The sequence below is a fragment of the Pseudopedobacter beijingensis genome (assembly GCF_042678145.1).
GTDB lineage: Bacteria > Bacteroidota > Bacteroidia > Sphingobacteriales > Sphingobacteriaceae > Pseudopedobacter > Pseudopedobacter beijingensis.
The window spans coordinates 73326-92153 of the sequence record NZ_JBHUDG010000015.1 but is presented as its reverse complement, the minus strand read 5'-3'; the positions used below and the strand labels follow the sequence as shown (position 1 = coordinate 92153).

Here is an 18828-nt window from a genome sequence, read left to right as displayed (position 1 = left end):
TATGCTATATTTGCACCACAGTTAGTTTTATAAGTTCACAAAACTACGGTTAAGACGTTAGATATTACAAGATATGGCTATTAAAATTACAGATGAATGTATCAATTGCGGAGCGTGTGAACCAGAATGCCCGAATAACGCAATTTATGATGCAGGTCAGCCTTGGAAATTTTCTGAAGGAACAGCACTAAGAGGTATTATAGATTTTGGTGGTGGCGAAACTTTAGATGCAGAAGAGGTGCAAGGAGCAGTTTCTGATGAAGTTTATTATATAGTATCAGATAAGTGTACAGAGTGTAAAGGATTCCATGACGAACCCCAATGTGCGGCTGTTTGCCCGGTAGATTGTTGTGTGGATGATGAGGATGTAAGAGAAACAGAAGAAGAGTTATTGGCAAAGAAAGCCTGGTTGCACCAGGAAGGATAATATATACACAACTACTTAAAGAATAAAAGCTTCTACTTAGTAGAGGCTTTTATTCTTTATCCCTGTTTGGAACTATTAAAACCGGACAGTTTGAATTTCTGGTTACGCTTTCGGCTACAGAACCGGATATGAGATGATTCAGGCCTTTTCTTGAATGCGTTCCCATCACTATTAATGAAGCATTAAATTGCAACGCTATATTGATCACCTCGTCTTTAATATTACCTTCTAAAATAAATTCCCTGATAGGAATATCTCCTGCTAACTCGCTCCTTAATTTATTAAACAGATTTTTTGCAGCTTCTTTTTGAGCATCTAAAATATCAGGTATAATAATCCCCGGATCTCCAAGAATAGGGTCTCCCGTCATAGAAGTTGTAACCGGAAATTCACTGATATGAACTAAGGCCACCTCAGCGTTTAAGCTTTTTGCTAAAGAAAATGCATATTCGGCTGCATGATAGGAGTATTTGCTATCATCTACGGCAACCAATATTTTACTGAAAAGAGATATATTTGACATGATAATTGTTTTTTATGTTAATTTACACAAAAATCTGTCCACAATAAAATGGAAAAGATCTTAGGAACCTGTTTTTTATCGGTAATACCCATGAGGGCTCAGGCGTCACATAAGGCTGAAATGATCTCCCAATTGCTTTTTGGTGAAACTTTTGAGATTCTGGAAAAGCAAGATGAGTGGGTATATATTAAAAATACCTACGATGATTATATGGGGTGGGTTGAAGAAAAACAAATCATTTATATAAAAGCCTTGGAGCCGGAGACAGAAAAAGTAACTTCTGCTTTTGGAGTTTCTGTTGTTAAACAGGATACCGATAATAAAAGTATTTTGCCGTTAGGGGCAACTTTACCTTTTTCTGAAAATAATGGTCTTAAAATAGGAGATATACCGTACGATACGGCAGACACCAATGATGTGGTTGAACCGCAAAGTACAGCCTTTAGAGAAGAAGTGTTAAGAGTGGCCAAACAATTTATTGATGTCCCTTATCTATGGGGTGGACGAACGCATTTTGGGATAGATTGTTCTGGTTTTTCGCAAATTGTTTATAAAGTATTTGGTATAAAGATAAAAAGAGATGCCTGGCAGCAAGCAGAGGAGGGTAAACTGGTAGCATTTCTTTCAGAAGCACAAACAGGGGATTTAGCTTTTTTTGATAATGAGGAGGGAAGAATTACCCATGTGGGTATTATGATTAATAATAGCCTTATTATTCATGCCTCCGGAAGGGTTAAAATTGATTTGATTGATGATTATGGGATCTTTTCTTCTGATTTAAAACAATACAGTCATAAATTAAGGATCATTAAAAGATTTATTTAGTCAATATCAAATGTCCATATCAGGATATTCTTATCGTCACCTGTAGAAATCAGAAACTTCCCGTCAGGGCTCCAGATTATTTTATTGATAGAATGCGTGTGTCCCACACCGAGTTTTTCCAGATTCATTATTTTTAAAAGTCTGAAATCTTTAGCATCCCATATTTTTATGGATTTATCCTGACTGGCGGTGGCCACAATATTTAAGCTGGGATGAAATACGATTGAGTATATAGAATACCAATGTGCACTAAGGGCCTGCTGTAATTTATATCCTGTTTTAATATCCCATATCTTAAGCTGAGCGTCGCGTCCGCCAGATAGTAATAAGTTGTTGTGAGGATGGTATACTAAAGAGGTTACGGGCATGTTATGCGCCTGAAATTGTGCTATTTCAGAAAAATCAATCGTACTGTATATTTTTATAAACCCGTCTTTGGATCCTACAGCAAACTCTTTTCCATCGTTTGATACAGCAATGGTTCTTACAGTAGTTTCTGCGGATTTAAAACTATAAATGTGTTTACCGTCTACGTGTGACCATACATTAATTAAACCATCTTCTCCTGTGGTAATAATTTCTTTTTTATCTGCTAAAGCTTTGATATCAAACACTGCCTGATGATGGTGATTGGCAAACTTATATAATTTGTTTTCCTGCAGATTTAGACAGGATACCATACCGCTTCTTTGCCCAATGTACAATTTTTCATCATGGTAAAGTAAGCTATATACCGAACTATTAACAGGCATCAATACTTTAGAAAACGATATATCTACTGCATTCCATTCTACTATTCCTTTATCGTTTCCTGCACTATAAAAAACATTCTGTTGTTGGTTGCCTGCTAAAGTATAAACCGGATTTTGATGCCCCTCTAACGTTTTGTAATGTTTGATCATAGCTACAAAAGTAAGGTTAAATCAAACAGTTTTACACCGTTGTTTGTCTAGCAATTGTAAATGAAAGTCTATAGTTTGTTTTATGGTACAGAAAGTGAAGTAAAATACCGATTTTTATCTTTTTTGCATGAATGATGGAAAAGGTTGTTTTAGTAGACGAGTTAGATAAGGAAATAGGAATTATGGAGAAATTGGCCGCCCATCAACAGCCAACACTTCATAGGGCATTTTCTGTTTGTTTGTTCAATGAAAAAGGAGAGATGTTATTGCAACGCAGAGCTGATAATAAATATCACTGTGCTGGTTTATGGACCAATACCTGTTGCAGTCACCCCAGACCAGGAGAGGAAGTAAAGACGGCAGCCAAAAGACGTTTACTGGAAGAAATGGGCATTGAAGATGTGGATTTGAATAAGGAATTTGATTTTATTTATCAGGCTACTTTCGATAATGGATTATTTGAACACGAGTTTGACCATGTTTTTTTTGGAGAGTTTTCTGGAGAACCGTTAATTAATAGGGAAGAGGTGGAAGAATGGAAATATATGAGTTTAGAGCAAATTGAAGAAGAACTGAATAGGTATCCCGAGAAATACACACCCTGGTTTAAAATAATAATAGAGAAAATAAAAGGTGTTTAATTTTCTATCTAAAAACGGAAACGTCTCTTGGAGGGAAGAGACGTTTCTATTATTAAAATATTGTAGTAATACTAATTTATTGATGTCTTGATTCCAGGTTTTTAGCAATATCTTTTATGCTTAACCCTTTGGCTTTTAGTAATACCAAAAGATGGAATACCAGATCGGAAGCTTCATTTATAAAGTCCTTTTCTGTTTCTGCTAATGCAGCAATTACCGTCTCTACACCTTCTTCGCCAACTTTTTGAGCAATTTTGTTTAAGCCTTTATTGCGCAGCTTATTCACATAAGAACTTTCTGTAGGGTTTTCAAATCTGTCTGTAATGATGTTTTCCAGTTCAAAAATGAAGTTCTGGTTGTATTCTGTAAAGAAGCAGCTTCTTGACCCTGTATGGCAGGTTGGCCCCACAGGATTAGCTTTGATAAGGATAGTGTCCTTGTCGCAGTCTATAGCTATAGAGTCAACCAATAAAAAGTTACCACTTTCTTCACCTTTTGTCCATAACCTATTTTTAGATCTGGAGAAAAAGGTTACTTTTTTTTCATTTTCTGTTTTAATAAAAGACTCTTCGTTCATGTAACCTAACATTAGAACTTCTAATGTTTTGGTATCCTGAACGATAACAGGCGCTAAGCCATCTCCTTTATTAAAATCTATATTTTTAACTAAGCTCATGATATGAGATGTTGTTGAATCCTGATTAAATTCTAACCGGGATATTGTTTTTCTTTAAAAGTTGTTTTAGCTCTGGGATCAGGATTTCTCCATAATGGAAAACCGATGCGGCTAATGCGGCATCCACATTACTTTGTTGAAATACATCAATAAAATCCTGTTCTTTTCCTGCGCCGCCAGAGGCAATTACGGGAATGTTAAGCATATCGTTCACTTCTTTTAAAAGCAGACTGTCGAAACCTGATTTTGTTCCGTCTTTGTCCATTGAAGTTAACAGAATTTCGCCTGCACCACGTTGTTCGGCTTCTTTTACCCAATCCTGAGTTCTTATTTCCGTGGGAATTCTTCCCCCGTTAAGATGGACAATATCGCCTTGTGGTAAAGATTTGGTATCTACTGCCAGCACTACAAACTGAACACCAAAAGCTTTCGCTAAATCGTCTATTAACTGTGGATTTCTGACAGCGGCAGAGTTTATAGATATTTTATCTGCACCAGCATTTAGTAAAGCCTCAGCATCTTTAAGTTCGCTAATTCCACCACCAATGGTAAATGGGATATTAATTTGTTTGGCTACTGCTTTTACCATGTCCAGCGTAGTTTTACGCTTTTCGTGTGTAGCGGCAATATCTAAGAATACCAATTCATCGGCACCCTGTTCTGAATATTGCCATGCCAGTTCTACCGGATCTCCTGCATCTCTCAGGTCTACGAAATTTATACCTTTTACGGTTCTTCCGTCTTTGACATCTAGACAGGGGATAATACGTTTACTTAACAAGATTATGGGGTTTTATAAAGAAGTTAATGTCTGTAGGTTCCACTCTTTAATTTCGTCAATAGTAATTCTACCTTCGTAAATAGCTTTACCTACCACACAAGATTCTAATTTATGCTTGCTTAGTTCTTCTATGTCTTTCATAGAGCTAATGCCACCAGAAGCAATCAATTTAATGAATGGTGAGTGTGCCAATAGTTTTTTGTATAAATCTACACCGGCTCCGCCCAGTTTCCCGTCTTTGCTGATATCTGTACACAGAAACCTGAAAAAACCGAGGTTTAAACATTTATCTACGTAGTCTAATAGCTTTATAGGCGAGCTTTCCATCCATCCAGAGTATTTGATAACTTCATCTAATACATCTATAGCGATCACAATATGGTCTGAAAGCTTTTTATTGCCGCTTACTTCCTGGCTTAACTCTTCTAAGAAAGTTGGGTTGGTAATAGCTTGGGTACCTACAATAACACGGTGGATACCTGAGTCTATTAATTCTTTAACTTTTTCTACACTTCTGACGCCACCGCCATACTGAACTTTCATGTCAGTTTTTTTGATAATGTCAAAAAGGTATTGTTGATTGCTGAAATCTCCTTTTGCACCATTGAGGTCAATAATATGAACAAATTCTGTTCCGTTTGACTGGTAGGTTTGTATTTGTTCTTCTAAGGAAACTTCATATTCTGTAACCTGGTTGTAATCACCTTCACGTAATCTTACAACTTTTTGATTGAGAACATCAACTGCTGGTATAATGTACATTTTACTTCAGTTTTTATAAGTCTGCAAAATTTTTAAGCAATCTTTCGCCCATAGCTCCTGATTTCTCGGGATGGAACTGGACTGCATAAAAGTTATCTTTCTGTATTGCTGCGGAAAGCTTTATTCCGTAGTCGCAAATTGCGGCTGTAAATTTAGTATTAAATTCTATAAAATAGGAGTGAACAAAGTAAAAGTATGTTCCCTGAGGTATTCCGGTAAATAATTTACTGTCTGGATCTGGCGAAATCTGATTCCATCCCATGTGTGGAACTTTTTTTGAAACAGCTTCATTAAACCTTAGTGTTTTCAAAGGAATAATACCTAATAGGTCTGAGTTTCCTTCCTCTGAGAAGTCTGTTAATAACTGCATACCCACGCATATCCCCAGTGTGGGTTTATGGGATGATTTAATAACCGGAACTAAACCTGTATCTGTTAGCTTACGCATGGCAGTACCGGCATGTCCAACTCCAGGAATAATTATTTTCTCGTATTGCTGGTAATCAGCTTCGCTGTTGATTATGCCATATTTAATACCTACACGTTCTAATGCAGAAGTCAGGGAGAAAATATTGCCTGCGCCGTAGTTTATTATTCCTATCATTTTTATAGTATCAAGTACTTTGTGCCTAATAATTGGAGACGATATCCTGAACTAATTCAGGGTGACGAAGGCTTTGATACAGCCCCGAAAACGTCTGTTTTGTTAAAACAAGTCCAATTATTGTCTATTATAATAATCCTTTTGTGCTAGGTAAGCGCATATTATTAACGTCGCGCTTCACCGCAATTTTAATGGCTTTAGCAAAAGCTTTAAAAATTGCCTCTATTTTATGATGCTCATTATCTCCCTCGGCTTTAATATTCAGGTTTGATTTTGATGCATCTGAAAATGATTTGAAGAAATGGAAAAACATTTCTGTAGGCATATCTCCAACCTTTTCTCTTTTAAAATCTGCTTCCCACACAATCCAGTTACGTCCACCAAAATCAAGAGCAACTTGTGCTAAACAATCGTCCATAGGCAGGCAAAAACCATATCTTTCTATACCTTTCTTATCGCCTAATGCTTCCAAAAAGGCTTCACCTAAAGCAATACCTGTGTCTTCTATGGTGTGGTGCTCATCTATATGTAAATCGCCTTTGGTAATTACGGTAAGGTCTATGCCACCATGCCTTGCAATCTGGTCCAGCATGTGGTCAAAGAAATGTAGTCCGGTAGAAATGTTGGCGTCGCCTTTTCCATCTAAATTCAATTCAATAGTAATATCTGTTTCTTTGGTTTTTCTTAAGTGCTTTACAGCTCTTTTACCTACTTTCAGAAACTCGTAGACTTTTTGCCAGTCGGTTGTTTCTAATGCCAGTATTTCTTTAATATTATCTATTTTATTTTGTGCTTCGTTAGCTCCTAAATCAGGGTTGTTGTTTAGCCAGATAGCTTTTGCTCCCAAGTTTTTAGCTAATACTACATCATTCAGTCTATCTCCTATAACAAAAGAATTGGCAAGGTCGTATTTTTCTTTGTCGAAGAAATGCGTTAGTAATGCTGTGCCTGGCTTGCGGGTTGGGGCATTGTCTTTAGCGAAGGTACGGTCTATGATGACTTCTGAGAAGTTGATACCTTCATTCTTAAGCGTATCAATAATAAAGTTATGAACTGGCCAGAAGTTGTCTTCCGGATGAGAGTCTGTGCCCAAACCATCCTGATTACTAACCATCACTAACTCATAATCTAACTCTTTGGCTATTCTTGCTAAATAGCTGATAGCTCCGGGATAGAATACCAGTTTGGAAAAAGAATCAATCTGTTCGTCTGCCGGTTCTAAAATTAATGTGCCGTCTCTGTCTATAAAAAGTACTTTTTTCATCTTAATTTTTATAGGATTTTAAAGAATCCAATAATGCTTTATTTTCTTCTAGTGTGCCAATGGTTATCCTTACACAACCTTCGCAAAGTTCAACTTTATTTCTATTTCTGATGATAATCCCATCATTTACCAGGTGATTGTAAACCTGGTTTGCATCTGTTGTTTTTACGAGGATAAAGTTAGCGTCAGAAGGGTATATATCTATAACAAAATCAAAATTTTTGATGTTTAGCACCAGATTATCTCTTTCCGATAGGATTTGTTTAATCCATTCGTTAACCTGAGTTACATTTTTAAGTGCTGCTAACGCCAATTCTTGAGAAGACTGGTTAATATTGTAAGGTGGTTTTACTTTATTAAATATTTCAATAATTTCTTCACTGGCAAAGGCCATGCCCACACGTAAACCTGCTAATCCCCATGCTTTAGAAAGGGTTTGGAGCACAACCAGATTGGCGTATTCTGTAAGTTCCTGGATGAAAGATTTTTGTCTGGAGAAGTTGATATAGGCTTCGTCTATGACTACAATTCCGTTAAAATTAGCCAATAGTGTTTCTACATCTTCTCTGTTAATACTATTTCCGGTGGGGTTGTTAGGCGAACAGATGAAAATTAATTTGGTGTTTTCATCAATTGCTTCTGCAATTCCTTCCAGATTGAGCTGAAAATCTTCTGTAAGGTTTACTCTTTTTAATGTAATATCGTTAATGTTAGCAGAAACTTCGTACATACCATAGGTAGGCGGAACAATAATAACATTGTCTTTACCGGGGTTACAAAAGCTTCTGAACAAAATGTCTATGGCTTCATCGCTACCATTTCCTAAAAAAATATTTCTGGGCGGTACTCCTTTAATTTTACTCAATTCCAGTTTTACTGCATGAGCTAAAGGGTCTGGATAACGATGATAGTTGGTCTCTAATGGGGATCCAAAAGCATTTTCGTTAGCGTCCAGGTAAACCGATGCTTCTCCTTTAAACTCATCTCTTGCAGAAGAATATGGTTTAAGGTTTTTTATATTTTCTCTGATGATATTATTGATGTTAAACATGGTGGTAAGCTTTTTTAATTTTTAGTACTCAATCTAACTGTTACCGCATTTTTATGTGCTTGTAAGCCTTCAATTTCTGCCAGAATTTCAACTGTAGGTCCCAGATTTTGGATACCTTCCTGACTGATATGTTGAAAAGTGATCTTTTTTACAAAGGAGTCTAGTGAAACCCCTGAATAAGATTTAGCATAAGCACTTGTAGGCAAAGTATGATTGGTTCCGCTTGCATAATCTCCCGCACTTTCCGGTGTAAGATTTCCCAAAAACACAGATCCTGCATTTACAATGTCTGCTGTAATAGATTGCCAGTTTTCGCTTGCTAATATCAAGTGTTCCGGAGCGTATATGTTGCTGAACAGCATACCTTCTTTTAAATCTTTAACCAGTACTGCATAGGAATTGGCCATTGCTTTGGCTGCTATTTCTTTTCGGGGTAAAACATCAATTTGTTTTTCCAGCTCTTTTAAAGCAGCATCTATGATATGTTGTGATGTACTAACCAAAATAGACTGACTGTCTGCGCCGTGTTCTGCCTGTGCCAGTAAATCTGCTGCTACAAAAGCAGGAATTGCGGTTTCATCGGCTAAAACCAATACTTCCGAAGGACCTGCCGGCATATCTATAGCCGTATTACTTGTAGATTGTACAATGGTTTTTGCCATAGTAACAAACTGGTTTCCGGGACCAAAAATCTTATCTACTTTAGTTATAGATTCTGTGCCGTAAGCCATTGCTGCCACGGCTTGTGCACCACCTACTAAATATACTTTCTCTATATCTAAACGCTGTGCTACATAGGCTATATAGCCGTTGATAGAACCGTTTTTTTGAGGAGGAGAACAGACTATTATTTCTTTGCATCCGGCAATTCTGGCTGGAATACCCAACATTAAAAAGGTGCTGGGCAATACGGCTGACCCGCCGGGAATGTATAAACCTACTTTTTCAATAGCTCTTGTTTCTCTCCAACAAGTAACGCCAATAGTTGTTTCGGTTTTTTCTTCGCGTGATTTTTGTGTTTCGTGAAATTTCCTGATGTTCTGGTAAGCAGTATCTATAGCTTTTTTAACTTCGGGTTCTATAGAGTTGGCCAGTTTAGCTATCTCTTCTTTATTTATAAAAAGCGCAGGTAAATCTACCTGATCAAATTTAAGGGCGAATGCTTTTAAGGCTTTATCCCCATCTTTTTTTACGGCATCAATAATTGTTTCTACAGTTTCACGTATAGCATTGTTACTATCTGTATTTCTCAAGACTAATTTGTTAATGTCTTCAGAATTGAGGCTGCTGTAGTTATATGTTTTCATGAGCTAAAACCGAAATTACATAATGATTTTTTCTATTGGCATTACCAGAATACCCTGCGCTCCGGCACCTTTTAACTCATTTATTCTGTTCCAGAAATCTTTTTCGGGGATTACAGTGTGTACTGCTACCCAGTTTTCATCGGCAAGTGTAATTACTGAAGGACTTTTTACGCCTGGTAGTAATTGTACTACTTTTTCGAGATTTACTTTTTCAACATTTAATACGATGTATTTATTGTCTTTAGCTCTAAGAACAGATTGTATTCTTTGTATTAATTCTTGTATTAATGGTGTGTTTTCTTCGCCTTTTCTTCCTATTAAAATAGCTTCTGATGAAACTACATCTGCAAAAGGCTGTAGCCCGTTGTTTTTTAATGTACTTCCTGTAGATACAATATCAAAAATAGCATCGCTTAAACCTAGTCCAGGGGCTATTTCTACTGACCCGGAAATGGTTTTAATATCTGCTTTGATATCTTCTTTCTGCAAAAAGTTATTTAAGATATTAGGATAGGAGGTTGCAATGGCTTTGCCTTCCAAATCGCTAACTTTTTGTATAGGGCTATTTACAGGTACGGCCAGTTTTAATTTGCATTTTCCAAAACCTAAACGTTGCAGGTAAGCAACATCAACTTTGGTTTCTTGTATAACGTTTTCCCCAACAATACCAATATCGGCAATACCGTCTTGTACATACTCTGGAATATCATCGTCTCTAAGGAATAAGATTTCTAAAGGAAAATTAGATACTGATGTTATAAGCGAACTTTTGTAGTTTTCGAAATTTAAACCACAATTTTTAAGTAATTCTACAGACTTTTCGTTAAGTCTTCCAGACTTTTGGATAGCTATTTTTAAAGTTTTCAAGATTTTTAAATTATAAATAAAAGACTAATTGATAAATGATAAAACCGTTTTGACGTACAAAACATACTATATAACACCGCCTAAATGGCGATGATGCAGATGATGATGTACAGTTGTCAAAAAGTTGTTCATTTTTGTCTTTTAATAATTCTTTTGATGAGAAATATTAGATGTGCAAATATATAAAGTATTATCTATTCATCAAGACAAATTGTAATTTATTTGATATAGTTATGATGTTTTAAGTTTGAGAATGAAATACTTTTCAGGGTTTAAGGTTTGACACCAGCTTAGTACCATTTAGAACCAGCTATACACCAGAATAACACTTCCCAGATACCAGAAATAAGCCTAAACCTGCTTTAAGTGTGCTTGGGGAAGGAGAGTTGTTTTGTTTGATGATTTAGACAGGATACAAAAGTGCCAATCTGGTTTTTAGTATCTTCAGTTTTATTCAAATGTTTCTTTTGTTTCTCTAAAAAAGCTCCATTGTTCGATTCCTAAGTTTTTTATGTCTTTTTGTATTAAATCTATTTTTAATTCTTCATAGTTTCTATGGTAGAATTCTGATATCTTAACTACTTTTTTTGAATTAGCTATGAGGTACAGATACTCATAGGTGCCTACCTTTGAACTTATATTGGAGATTTTATAACCTGTGATGTTAGCTAATTTATAAACTTTAGGCAGGCCCAAGCCGAGAAAGCTTTTTTTAATTATTCTATCATTTTCAATAGATACTTTAATGACTTTGGTTCTTAGTTCCAAAAAAAATATTGTGATTATAAGGTAGATAGAGATACATATAAATAGTGTTCCAATATATAGAGGAGTGTCTGTATTTAATATCTGGAGTTGATGAAAGAGTAGAAATAAAATAATAAAGAAAATTATTAAGGGGAGTATGGCCCATCCCTGAAATTTTGATTTGGTTATTTTAGGATTCTTTATCATCGTAAAAAGGTAAATGTTCAGCTATAAATTTTGTGTAATGTTTTTTGCAGTTTAGTATCTAAATGGTATTATTCTGTTTTGTTTTTTAGCGTTCTCCAAATGAGAAGGGCTAAAATAAAAGATAGTAAGGAAAAAGATTTTTCAATATTAGTTTTTGCAAAAAGATTGCCAATAGTGTTAATACTGAGTAGTACAAGAAAGCACCAAAGTATAATATTTGTTATGCGGGGTGATAGATGACTTTTAATAAACCTGCCTTTTATTAATAATACCCATATCAGTAATAAATTAATGATGATTGAGGAGGCTTCAAAAATATACATGTCGGTATCGGTTTGCAGTTGCCCTCCCCAAATGACTTTGTAAGGGATCATTTTTGTAATGACACCTATATGAAATATAATTATGATAGTGAGTAATCCTAATAGAGACTTTATATTGGTGTTGTTTTTCATTGATTAAAAATAATATTTCAATAATAAATATAGTACTGCATTTACAGGCATATAATTTGCTTTTTCTGGTTAAAAGTATTTTATGAGCATATTACGTACCTTATTATTTGCGATTTTTAGTATGCTGTTTGTGTTAATGTCTTGTAAGAGATACAAACATGAGGAGTTTGGGAACGATTTGGCGCAAGAGTATAAAAATAAGAGATATAAAAATTTTGATACTACAGCCTATTTTGAAATTTTTAAAGTTGAACTTAAGCAACAAGAACAAAAAATACATCATCCAAAATGGTTGCAGGAGATCTACAGTTCGCCAGATAAAGGGTTGACCGTATTGGGCACCCATCTGCTTAATGGTGGGGTAGATTCTCTACAGAAATACCTTTCACAATCTGTTATGCATGGTTTTGATCCTGAATATTTCCATTCATCAGAAATAAAAACTTTGTTACAAACGGTTAAAGAAGCCAAGTTTAAAGATATTAATGAAATGTATCCGGTATTAAGCCGCTTAGAGATTTTAAGTGCCGATGGCTTGATTAATTACGCTAATTTCTTGCGATACGGAGCTGTTAATGCTAAAAGTTTGTATGGGAGATATTTTGATAAAATAGATCGTCCGGACCTGATTAGATCGCAACAGGCACTAGATCAGTTAGATTTAATAGCCTTTTTGGAAGAAATTCAACCCAAGAGTGAAGACTATCTGAATTTTCAAAAGCTATTGTCTCATTCAGAATTGACTGCTGCGCAAAGAGAGAAAGTATATATTAATATGGAACGACTGCGTTGGTTAACGGCAGCATACCCTGATAAATATGTAATGGTGAATATTCCTGAATTTAAACTGAAAATGGTTGACGAGGGACGTGTAACTGGTGAGATGAAAGTTTGTGTAGGGGAAACGGAAAACGAGGGATTTGCCAGATCAGGTAATAATCACGAAACGCCTATTCTGAGCGGAAAAATAGATAGAATGCAAGTTAATCCGGTTTGGAATATCCCTAAAAGTATTGCTGCCAAAGAGATTTTAAATAAGCTGAAAGAAAACCCGGCATACCTGGAAGAGCATAATATGGTGGCATATAATAAAGCTAAGCAGTTGGTAGATGCCAAAACAATTGATTGGGATTCTGATTCTATATCTGTTAATGATTTTGCATTTAAACAGAACCCCGGTTTAGATAATTCGTTAGGTAGGATCAAATTTATATTTGATAACCCCTATGCCATTTATTTACATGACACTCCGGCAAAAGGTGCTTTTGGACAGAGAAACAGGGCTGTTAGTCATGGGTGTGTGCGTGTGGCAGATCCGGCTGGTTTGGTAACTTTTCTGGTGAATGATGTCAAGCAAACCGAAAAAATAAAAGAAGAAATTAGTGGGCAGGACACCAACTCCAGATGGGTAAGCCTGAAACAACCTATAAAGGTGTTTCTGGCTTATTATACTGCAAAGGTTGAGGATGGCAAGCTTAAGGAAATTCAGGATGTGTATGGATATGATATGCGTTTATTAGAAAAGTTCAGCAGAGTTATGGCTAAATAGTTATTTATACTTTAATTTCTGTTAAATGGGTGATTGTATATTGGTGAAAATAGTAGTTGTAGGATTAAAATTAAATAGTTATATGGATACAACAACTCTGTGGCAAAAAATGTACTTATAGGCCAAATGTTCTTGAAAAATTGACTTCGAAAATTTATTTTATATTTGAAATAGATCAAAAAAGAAGGGAACATGGAAAGAGTAAAGTCTACTATTGGTACGGAGCTTTATAAGGTTGAAATTACGTCAGATTCGGGAAATTTATTAATTGCGGATGAACCTGAAGCTATGGGAGGTAAAAACAGAGGGTTTTCTCCGAAAGAGCTCCTTATTTCTGCACTTGCGGCTTGCACCAGTGCTACAGTAAAAATGTATGCAGATAGAAAGCAATGGAATTTAAAAGAAGTTAAAACGGATATTGAGCTGGAAAGAGATGAGGTTACCAATAAGACAATTATTAACAGGAAGGTGAGTTTTATTGGTGATTTAGATGAAAAGCAAAAGGAAAGATTACTAATAGTTGCAAACGCATGCCCTTTACATAAGATATTAAGTAATCCTATTGAAATTAATACTTCTGCAATATAAACCAACATGTTTAAGGAGATCAACGCATATATTAACCATTGTGTCCGTTTGTCTGATAATGAGCTGGCTGTATTTAACCATTATTTGAAACCTAAACACGTACCCAAAAAAACGCTTTTGCTTAGGGAAGGAGAGATCTGTAATTTCGAAGCTTTCATTATAAAAGGTTGTATAAAAACCTACTTTATAGATGATAATGGTTTTGAAACTATTTTGACCTTTGCAACTGAAAATTGGTGGGTGAGTGATGTATCCAGTTTTTCAGATCAAAAACCTAGTAGAATGTTTATAGAGACATTGGAGGATTGTGATTTACTTTTGATAAATGCCAATGTAAAGGAGGAGCTTTTGCAAAAAGTACCTTTATTGGAAAAGGCATTCCGATTAATGTTACAAAGGCATTTGGCAGTTTATCAGGAACGTTTGTTTGGTTATGTAGCGCTTTCCGCACAAGAGCGTTATGAAATTTTTTTGGAAAAATACCCTCATATTCCGCAACGTGTTCCGCAACATTTGATTGCATCTTATTTGGGGATTTCACCTGAGTTTTTAAGCAGAATTAGAAAACGAAATCTTAAGAAATAAAAATAGATTTTGCAGCAAAAAAGGGAAGGCAAAGTAATATTCATAAGCTATTCCATTCGATTATAAAACTGAGGTCGACTATTATTTGTCATGTTTTCCAGTTATTTAGGTCTTCCTGATACTCGGAATCTTATAGGGGGGGGTAAGAACCCGTATAATGAGATACTGAAACAAGTTCAGCAAGATAACGTTTGTGGTTTTACCTAAACTGTGATAATTAATCGAATTCAGGTTAAAATGTATTTATGAATTCGTACCTCATTTCATGAATATCCTAAAAAACAAATAAAAACTATGAATAAAAGGCCGGTCAAGAGGTGAGAAAACCTGGTGCGAAGAGTTTTGTTTCTCATTATCTTAAAATGCCTTTATATTTTGTCATGTACTAAAAGATCTATCGCACATTGTCTTTTTCGATACGGTTTTGGGAAAGTGATAACATACTTATTATACGATTTGAATTTGTTGATCTAGGTCAATGGTTTAAATCGAAGTTAGTCGTAATTTTGAATTGTTGAAATTATTGAAAAAGAAATAGTTATGATAACTGTTTCAAATATTAAAATCTATAATTATGGCAAAGACAGTATTGCATAAAGCAGAGACAAGAGGAGTTTCTAACCACGGATGGTTGAACAGTCGACATACATTTAGTTTTTCTGGATACAATAATCCGGAGAGAATTCATTTTGGCGCCTTAAGGGTATTGAACGATGATATTGTAGAAGGAGGGATGGGCTTTGGTACTCATCCACATAATAATATGGAAATCATATCAATTCCGTTAGAGGGTGATTTGGAACATCAGGACAGCATGGGAAACAAAGCTATAATCAGACATGGTGATGTGCAGGTTATGAGTGCCGGAACAGGGGTATACCATAGTGAATACAATGCAAATAAAGGAGAGAAGGTAAAATTCTTGCAGATTTGGCTTTTCCCTAATCAGGAAAATGTTACTCCGCGTTACGATCAGATTACTTTAAATGTAGAAGACAGGTACAATAAATTACAGCAGGTATTATCTCCTAATGTAGATGATGAAGGTGTTTGGATCTATCAGGATGCATGGTTTAACATGGGTAAATTTGATAAAGATTTTTCTGTGTCTTACCCTTTACATAAAGAAAAAAATGGCGTGTATGTGTTTGTGCTTAGAGGTGACATCACTGTAAATGGACAGGTACTGAACGAAAGAGATGGTTTAGGTATTTGGGAAGTTGATAAATTGGAAATTACGGCGAATAGTCAGGGTGCCGAGGTTTTGCTGATGGAAGTCCCAATGGAAATGTAGCCTGAATAAAATAGAGATAAAGTATAAAAATTATAAAACAAAAAATATGAAATGGGTTTTAGATTCCGCTCATAGCGAAATGGTGTTTAAAGTAAAACACATGATGATTAGTAATGTTAAAGGTCAGTTTAACAATTTTAGTATTGATGTTGATGGCGATGATATCAGAAATGCCTCGGTAAAAGTTGATATTACAGCAGATTCGATAAATACCAATAGCGCAGATAGGGATAATCATTTGAAAAGTGCTGATTTCTTTGATGTAGAGCAATATCCTGAGATTACATTTGTAAGCAAATCTATTGTTAAAGAAGATGAAGAAGATTTTGTTTTAGTTGGAGATTTAACGATTAAAGGAATCACAAAAGAAATAAAAGTTGATGTTGAGTTTGGTGGAATTGGAAAAGATCCTTGGGGTAACGAGAAAGCAGGTTATACTGTAGCGGGAAAAATCAATCGTAAAGATTGGGGATTAAACTGGAATGCGGCTTTGGAAACAGGTGGTGTTTTGGTTAGCGATGAAGTTAAATTTAGTGCAGATTTACAGTTTATGAAACAAGCATAGTTTTTTGGAAACAAGAAACAGACAAGCTGAGGGTGTATGGTTATGATGTGCACTTATTAGAAAGGTTCTGGCAAAATAGTCATATATACGTTAAAATGTGTTAAACAAAAACGCCTGAAAGTTCAGGCGTTTTTGTTTTATGCTTAAAGAGGTTATATTTGGGGCATGACGACAATGAAACTAAGTTCAAGAAAACAGCAACAGCACATCCTTAGGGTATGTCTTGCGTTTTTTTTGATACTGTTAACTTCCTGTCCGATAAAAGCTTCTATTAGGCACCTCATGGCAGGCTCTTTAATTGAAAAAGAAATGCCTGCATCAACAAAGACCGTAAAAGAACAAAAGAAATCTGCGGTTACTCAAAAATGTGATGTCCTGGAAGAAAAAACACAACTTATGGCACATGCCAGCCCCATGGTACAGCCTATAGCACTTGTTTTACTATCGGTATTCTTGTTTTCTGCATTGTTTGTAGAGAGAGAGCAGGAAACTTACACTTCGCCATTTCAAACTGTTTTAGATTACAAAGTTCCAATCTATCTCAAAAACAGTATTCTCATTATTTAGGATTTATTGAAATAAAGGTTTTAGCCTTGTTTAGACACTGGAGGTCTGTTGCTTTATGTTTTTGAGCTAAAAGCAGGCGCTTTTCCAGAGTCCAACTTTGCTTTACGTATTTGTCTGTACTTTAATAATAGCAATAAAGGCAAATTAAGGATGCCCGTATTGTTTACAAACAAAGTTTAGCCCAATACCAAAACCTTTAATCCTATAGGCTCAGTTTAGAACGGTGCCTTATCTGTTTTGTTTTTTATTTCAATAAAATTTCATGAAGAATATTAGCTTGTTAGCGCTTTTTGTAGGTAGCTGTGTTGTATCTGTCCCCTCCCGGGCTCAAGATGTATTGGGTCTAAAAGAGGTATGGGGAAAGGTAGAAAACAACTATCCCGGCATTCAGTTCAAAGACGCACATATACAATCTTTAAAAATAGACAGCGTATTGCTGATAAGTAAGTACTTGCCTAAAGTTAATGCGCAGTTTCAAAACTCTTATAGTACCTATACTGGCACTAATGGAGCTTTTTATCCTCAGGCGGGGCTTTTTAATGTCAGCGGGTCAGCTACTTCCATAAATGGAGTGGACGAAACCTTTAACGCTTTTGGGTCGGTAGTGGGTAGTTGGGATGTTTTTCAGTTTGGTAAAAAGTCTATAGAAAAGAATATCGCCAACCTGGAAATTAAAAAATCTTATGAAGACTATGCTTCTTATATATTGGCTTTAAAAGCCGATGTAACCAGACGGTATCTTGAGCAGGTTTACCAGTACGAGTCTTTAGGCTGGAGCACCCAAAATATTAACCGCTTACAAGAGATATTGGAAATAACCAAAACGTTAGCTATAAGCGGGTTAAAACCAACGGCAGATACTTTACTGGCCGCATCGGCCTATCAATTGGTTTTGGCAGATAAAGATGCCGTACAAAGTAATTATCTGGCTAGCGATTACTATCTGAAATTGTATTTAGGAACGGTAAATGATGAGCCCTTAGAGCTGGAAAAAGCAGCTTTTTTGAAAGGGTTTCAGGGTAACGTTTTATATACCGACTCTGCATTTGTAAACCCTGCGCTAAAGTATCAGCAACTCCATCAGGAAGGATTCTTATTAAAAAAGAAAAACAGCAATAGAAGTTTATTCCCATCATTAGCCCTTTTGGGAGGGTTTTCTACCCGTTCTGTGGGAATTTATCCCAACGGTTTTGTTTCTAACTCATGGAAGAATGGTTTTGACAATATAGCCAACAACTATATGGTAGGGCTAGGCTTAAGATGGGATATAACCAATCTGTATGTAGGAAAGAAAGAAGCTAAAAAGTACCAGGCTCTGGAGTTGAGTGCGGCTAAAGCTTACGATGAGGTAAAGCTTAAAGATGAAACCTCCCGCAAGGCCTCGTTAGCCCAGCTTAATGAGTTGCGCAGACAGTTAGAAAAATCCAAATTGAGTGTAGAGCAGGCCAGGGAAGCATACGAGATGTATTTTACCCGCTACGAAAGCGGATTAATGAACCTCACAGAGCTTTTACAAATACAAGGCCAGCTGCAACAGACAGAAAAAGCCTATTTGGATGCCAGCAAAAAGTACTGGTTTCAGGTAGTGGTTTTTGCGCAGCTTAATGGAGACTTTAATAACCTATTTGATAAGTTTTAGCA

The 18828-nt window shown here is 35.8% G+C and carries 21 protein-coding genes; 10 read left to right on the top strand and 11 right to left on the bottom strand.

Going from position 1 to position 18828, the window contains the following annotated elements; genetic code table 11:
- Positions 1-73: 73 nt before the first annotated feature.
- The gene (locus ACFSAH_RS09885; protein WP_379662567.1) at positions 74-427 is read left to right on the top strand and encodes a 4Fe-4S dicluster domain-containing protein; all 354 of its coding nucleotides are present in this window, start codon (positions 74-76) and stop codon (positions 425-427) included.
- Positions 428-476: 49 nt separating this feature from the next.
- Here ACFSAH_RS09885 and ACFSAH_RS09880 read toward each other — a convergent pair whose 3' ends face one another.
- The gene (locus tag ACFSAH_RS09880; RefSeq protein WP_379662566.1) at positions 477-950 is read right to left on the bottom strand and encodes a universal stress protein; all 474 of its coding nucleotides are present in this window, start codon (positions 948-950) and stop codon (positions 477-479) included.
- 48 nt (positions 951-998) lie between these two features.
- Here ACFSAH_RS09880 and ACFSAH_RS09875 point away from each other — a divergent pair, with 48 nt between their 5' ends.
- Positions 999-1775 carry a C40 family peptidase gene (locus ACFSAH_RS09875; RefSeq protein ID WP_379662565.1) on the top strand — a complete coding sequence of 259 codons (777 nt, stop codon included), beginning with the start codon at positions 999-1001 and terminating at the stop codon, positions 1773-1775.
- On the opposite strand, the gene ACFSAH_RS09870 is transcribed toward ACFSAH_RS09875, so the two are convergent.
- A complete protein-coding gene (locus ACFSAH_RS09870) occupies positions 1772-2677 on the bottom strand; it encodes a WD40 repeat domain-containing protein (RefSeq protein ID WP_379662564.1) in 906 nt (301 codons plus the stop codon). The genes ACFSAH_RS09875 and ACFSAH_RS09870 overlap by 4 nt on opposite strands.
- 131 nt (positions 2678-2808) lie before the next feature.
- Between ACFSAH_RS09870 and idi the strand changes: the two genes are divergently transcribed.
- Positions 2809-3318, top strand: coding sequence for an isopentenyl-diphosphate Delta-isomerase (gene idi, locus ACFSAH_RS09865; RefSeq protein ID WP_379662563.1), 510 nt, complete (start codon positions 2809-2811; stop codon positions 3316-3318).
- Positions 3319-3394: 76 nt separating this feature from the next.
- Here idi and hisIE read toward each other — a convergent pair whose 3' ends face one another.
- The 9 genes from hisIE to ACFSAH_RS09820 all read right to left on the bottom strand — a co-directional run bounded on the left by hisIE (position 3395) and on the right by ACFSAH_RS09820 (position 11584).
- Positions 3395-3994 (bottom strand): bifunctional phosphoribosyl-AMP cyclohydrolase/phosphoribosyl-ATP diphosphatase HisIE, encoded by a 600-nt coding sequence (gene hisIE / locus ACFSAH_RS09860; protein WP_379662562.1) that lies wholly within the window; start codon positions 3992-3994, stop codon positions 3395-3397.
- A 25-nt stretch (positions 3995-4019) separates the two neighbouring features.
- Positions 4020-4775 (bottom strand): imidazole glycerol phosphate synthase subunit HisF, encoded by a 756-nt coding sequence (gene hisF / locus ACFSAH_RS09855; RefSeq protein WP_379662561.1) that lies wholly within the window; start codon positions 4773-4775, stop codon positions 4020-4022.
- Between the two features lie 12 nt (positions 4776-4787).
- Positions 4788-5537 (bottom strand): 1-(5-phosphoribosyl)-5-[(5-phosphoribosylamino)methylideneamino]imidazole-4-carboxamide isomerase, encoded by a 750-nt coding sequence (locus ACFSAH_RS09850; RefSeq protein ID WP_379662560.1) that lies wholly within the window; start codon positions 5535-5537, stop codon positions 4788-4790.
- 13 nt (positions 5538-5550) lie between these two features.
- Positions 5551-6141: an imidazole glycerol phosphate synthase subunit HisH gene (gene hisH, locus ACFSAH_RS09845; protein WP_379662559.1), complete on the bottom strand. Its 591-nt coding sequence runs from the start codon at positions 6139-6141 to the stop codon at positions 5551-5553.
- Between the two features lie 127 nt (positions 6142-6268).
- On the bottom strand, positions 6269-7405 hold the full coding sequence (gene hisB, locus ACFSAH_RS09840) for a bifunctional histidinol-phosphatase/imidazoleglycerol-phosphate dehydratase HisB (protein WP_379662558.1): 1137 nt from the start codon (positions 7403-7405) through the stop codon (positions 6269-6271).
- Position 7406: 1 nt separating this feature from the next.
- Positions 7407-8456: a histidinol-phosphate transaminase gene (hisC, locus tag ACFSAH_RS09835; RefSeq protein WP_379662557.1), complete on the bottom strand. Its 1050-nt coding sequence runs from the start codon at positions 8454-8456 to the stop codon at positions 7407-7409.
- Positions 8457-8470: 14 nt separating this feature from the next.
- Complete coding sequence (gene hisD / locus ACFSAH_RS09830) at positions 8471-9763, bottom strand: histidinol dehydrogenase (protein WP_379662556.1); 1293 nt, start codon at positions 9761-9763, stop codon at positions 8471-8473.
- 15 nt (positions 9764-9778) lie between these two features.
- Positions 9779-10630: an ATP phosphoribosyltransferase gene (gene hisG, locus ACFSAH_RS09825; protein WP_379662555.1), complete on the bottom strand. Its 852-nt coding sequence runs from the start codon at positions 10628-10630 to the stop codon at positions 9779-9781.
- Between the two features lie 450 nt (positions 10631-11080).
- Positions 11081-11584: a hypothetical protein gene (locus ACFSAH_RS09820; protein WP_379662554.1), complete on the bottom strand. Its 504-nt coding sequence runs from the start codon at positions 11582-11584 to the stop codon at positions 11081-11083.
- A gap of 537 nt (positions 11585-12121) precedes the next feature.
- Between ACFSAH_RS09820 and ACFSAH_RS09815 the strand changes: the two genes are divergently transcribed.
- From ACFSAH_RS09815 to ACFSAH_RS09785, 7 genes are all read left to right on the top strand, one after another.
- Complete coding sequence (locus ACFSAH_RS09815) at positions 12122-13588, top strand: L,D-transpeptidase family protein (protein ID WP_379662553.1); 1467 nt, start codon at positions 12122-12124, stop codon at positions 13586-13588.
- Positions 13589-13780: 192 nt separating this feature from the next.
- The gene (locus ACFSAH_RS09810) at positions 13781-14176 is read left to right on the top strand and encodes an OsmC family protein (RefSeq protein WP_379662552.1); all 396 of its coding nucleotides are present in this window, start codon (positions 13781-13783) and stop codon (positions 14174-14176) included.
- Between the two features lie 6 nt (positions 14177-14182).
- Positions 14183-14761: a Crp/Fnr family transcriptional regulator gene (locus ACFSAH_RS09805; RefSeq protein WP_379662551.1), complete on the top strand. Its 579-nt coding sequence runs from the start codon at positions 14183-14185 to the stop codon at positions 14759-14761.
- Between the two features lie 574 nt (positions 14762-15335).
- Positions 15336-16055, top strand: coding sequence for a pirin family protein (locus ACFSAH_RS09800; RefSeq protein ID WP_379662550.1), 720 nt, complete (start codon positions 15336-15338; stop codon positions 16053-16055).
- A 46-nt stretch (positions 16056-16101) separates the two neighbouring features.
- On the top strand, positions 16102-16620 hold the full coding sequence (locus ACFSAH_RS09795) for a YceI family protein (RefSeq protein ID WP_379662549.1): 519 nt from the start codon (positions 16102-16104) through the stop codon (positions 16618-16620).
- Positions 16621-16902: 282 nt separating this feature from the next.
- Positions 16903-17187: a hypothetical protein gene (locus ACFSAH_RS09790; RefSeq protein WP_379662548.1), complete on the top strand. Its 285-nt coding sequence runs from the start codon at positions 16903-16905 to the stop codon at positions 17185-17187.
- Positions 17188-17449: 262 nt separating this feature from the next.
- Positions 17450-18826, top strand: a complete 1377-nt coding sequence (locus ACFSAH_RS09785) for a TolC family protein (protein WP_379662547.1) — start codon at positions 17450-17452, stop codon at positions 18824-18826.
- Positions 18827-18828 lie beyond the last annotated feature (2 nt).

Bases quoted from the DNA above. Each gene is read 5' to 3' on its own strand.
- ACFSAH_RS09810 (WP_379662552.1), top strand. From the start codon at position 13,781: ATGGAAAGAGTAAAGTCTACTATTGGTACGGAGCTTTATAAGGTTGAA.
- ACFSAH_RS09800 (WP_379662550.1), top strand. From the start codon at position 15,336: ATGGCAAAGACAGTATTGCATAAAGCAGAGACAAGAGGAGTTTCTAAC.
- idi (WP_379662563.1), top strand. From the start codon at position 2,809: ATGATGGAAAAGGTTGTTTTAGTAGACGAGTTAGATAAGGAAATAGGA.
- ACFSAH_RS09880 (WP_379662566.1), bottom strand. From the start codon at position 950: ATGTCAAATATATCTCTTTTCAGTAAAATATTGGTTGCCGTAGATGAT.
- hisC (WP_379662557.1), bottom strand. From the start codon at position 8,456: ATGTTTAACATCAATAATATCATCAGAGAAAATATAAAAAACCTTAAA.
- ACFSAH_RS09805 (WP_379662551.1), top strand. From the start codon at position 14,183: ATGTTTAAGGAGATCAACGCATATATTAACCATTGTGTCCGTTTGTCT.
- ACFSAH_RS09870 (WP_379662564.1), bottom strand. From the start codon at position 2,677: ATGATCAAACATTACAAAACGTTAGAGGGGCATCAAAATCCGGTTTAT.
- ACFSAH_RS09815 (WP_379662553.1), top strand. From the start codon at position 12,122: ATGAGCATATTACGTACCTTATTATTTGCGATTTTTAGTATGCTGTTT.
- hisD (WP_379662556.1), bottom strand. From the start codon at position 9,763: ATGAAAACATATAACTACAGCAGCCTCAATTCTGAAGACATTAACAAA.
- ACFSAH_RS09850 (WP_379662560.1), bottom strand. From the start codon at position 5,537: ATGTACATTATACCAGCAGTTGATGTTCTCAATCAAAAAGTTGTAAGA.
- ACFSAH_RS09875 (WP_379662565.1), top strand. From the start codon at position 999: ATGGAAAAGATCTTAGGAACCTGTTTTTTATCGGTAATACCCATGAGG.
- ACFSAH_RS09785 (WP_379662547.1), top strand. From the start codon at position 17,450: ATGAAGAATATTAGCTTGTTAGCGCTTTTTGTAGGTAGCTGTGTTGTA.
- hisH (WP_379662559.1), bottom strand. From the start codon at position 6,141: ATGATAGGAATAATAAACTACGGCGCAGGCAATATTTTCTCCCTGACT.
- ACFSAH_RS09820 (WP_379662554.1), bottom strand. From the start codon at position 11,584: ATGATAAAGAATCCTAAAATAACCAAATCAAAATTTCAGGGATGGGCC.
- ACFSAH_RS09795 (WP_379662549.1), top strand. From the start codon at position 16,102: ATGAAATGGGTTTTAGATTCCGCTCATAGCGAAATGGTGTTTAAAGTA.
- ACFSAH_RS09790 (WP_379662548.1), top strand. From the start codon at position 16,903: ATGGCAGGCTCTTTAATTGAAAAAGAAATGCCTGCATCAACAAAGACC.
- hisIE (WP_379662562.1), bottom strand. From the start codon at position 3,994: ATGAGCTTAGTTAAAAATATAGATTTTAATAAAGGAGATGGCTTAGCG.
- ACFSAH_RS09885 (WP_379662567.1), top strand. From the start codon at position 74: ATGGCTATTAAAATTACAGATGAATGTATCAATTGCGGAGCGTGTGAA.
- hisB (WP_379662558.1), bottom strand. From the start codon at position 7,405: ATGAAAAAAGTACTTTTTATAGACAGAGACGGCACATTAATTTTAGAA.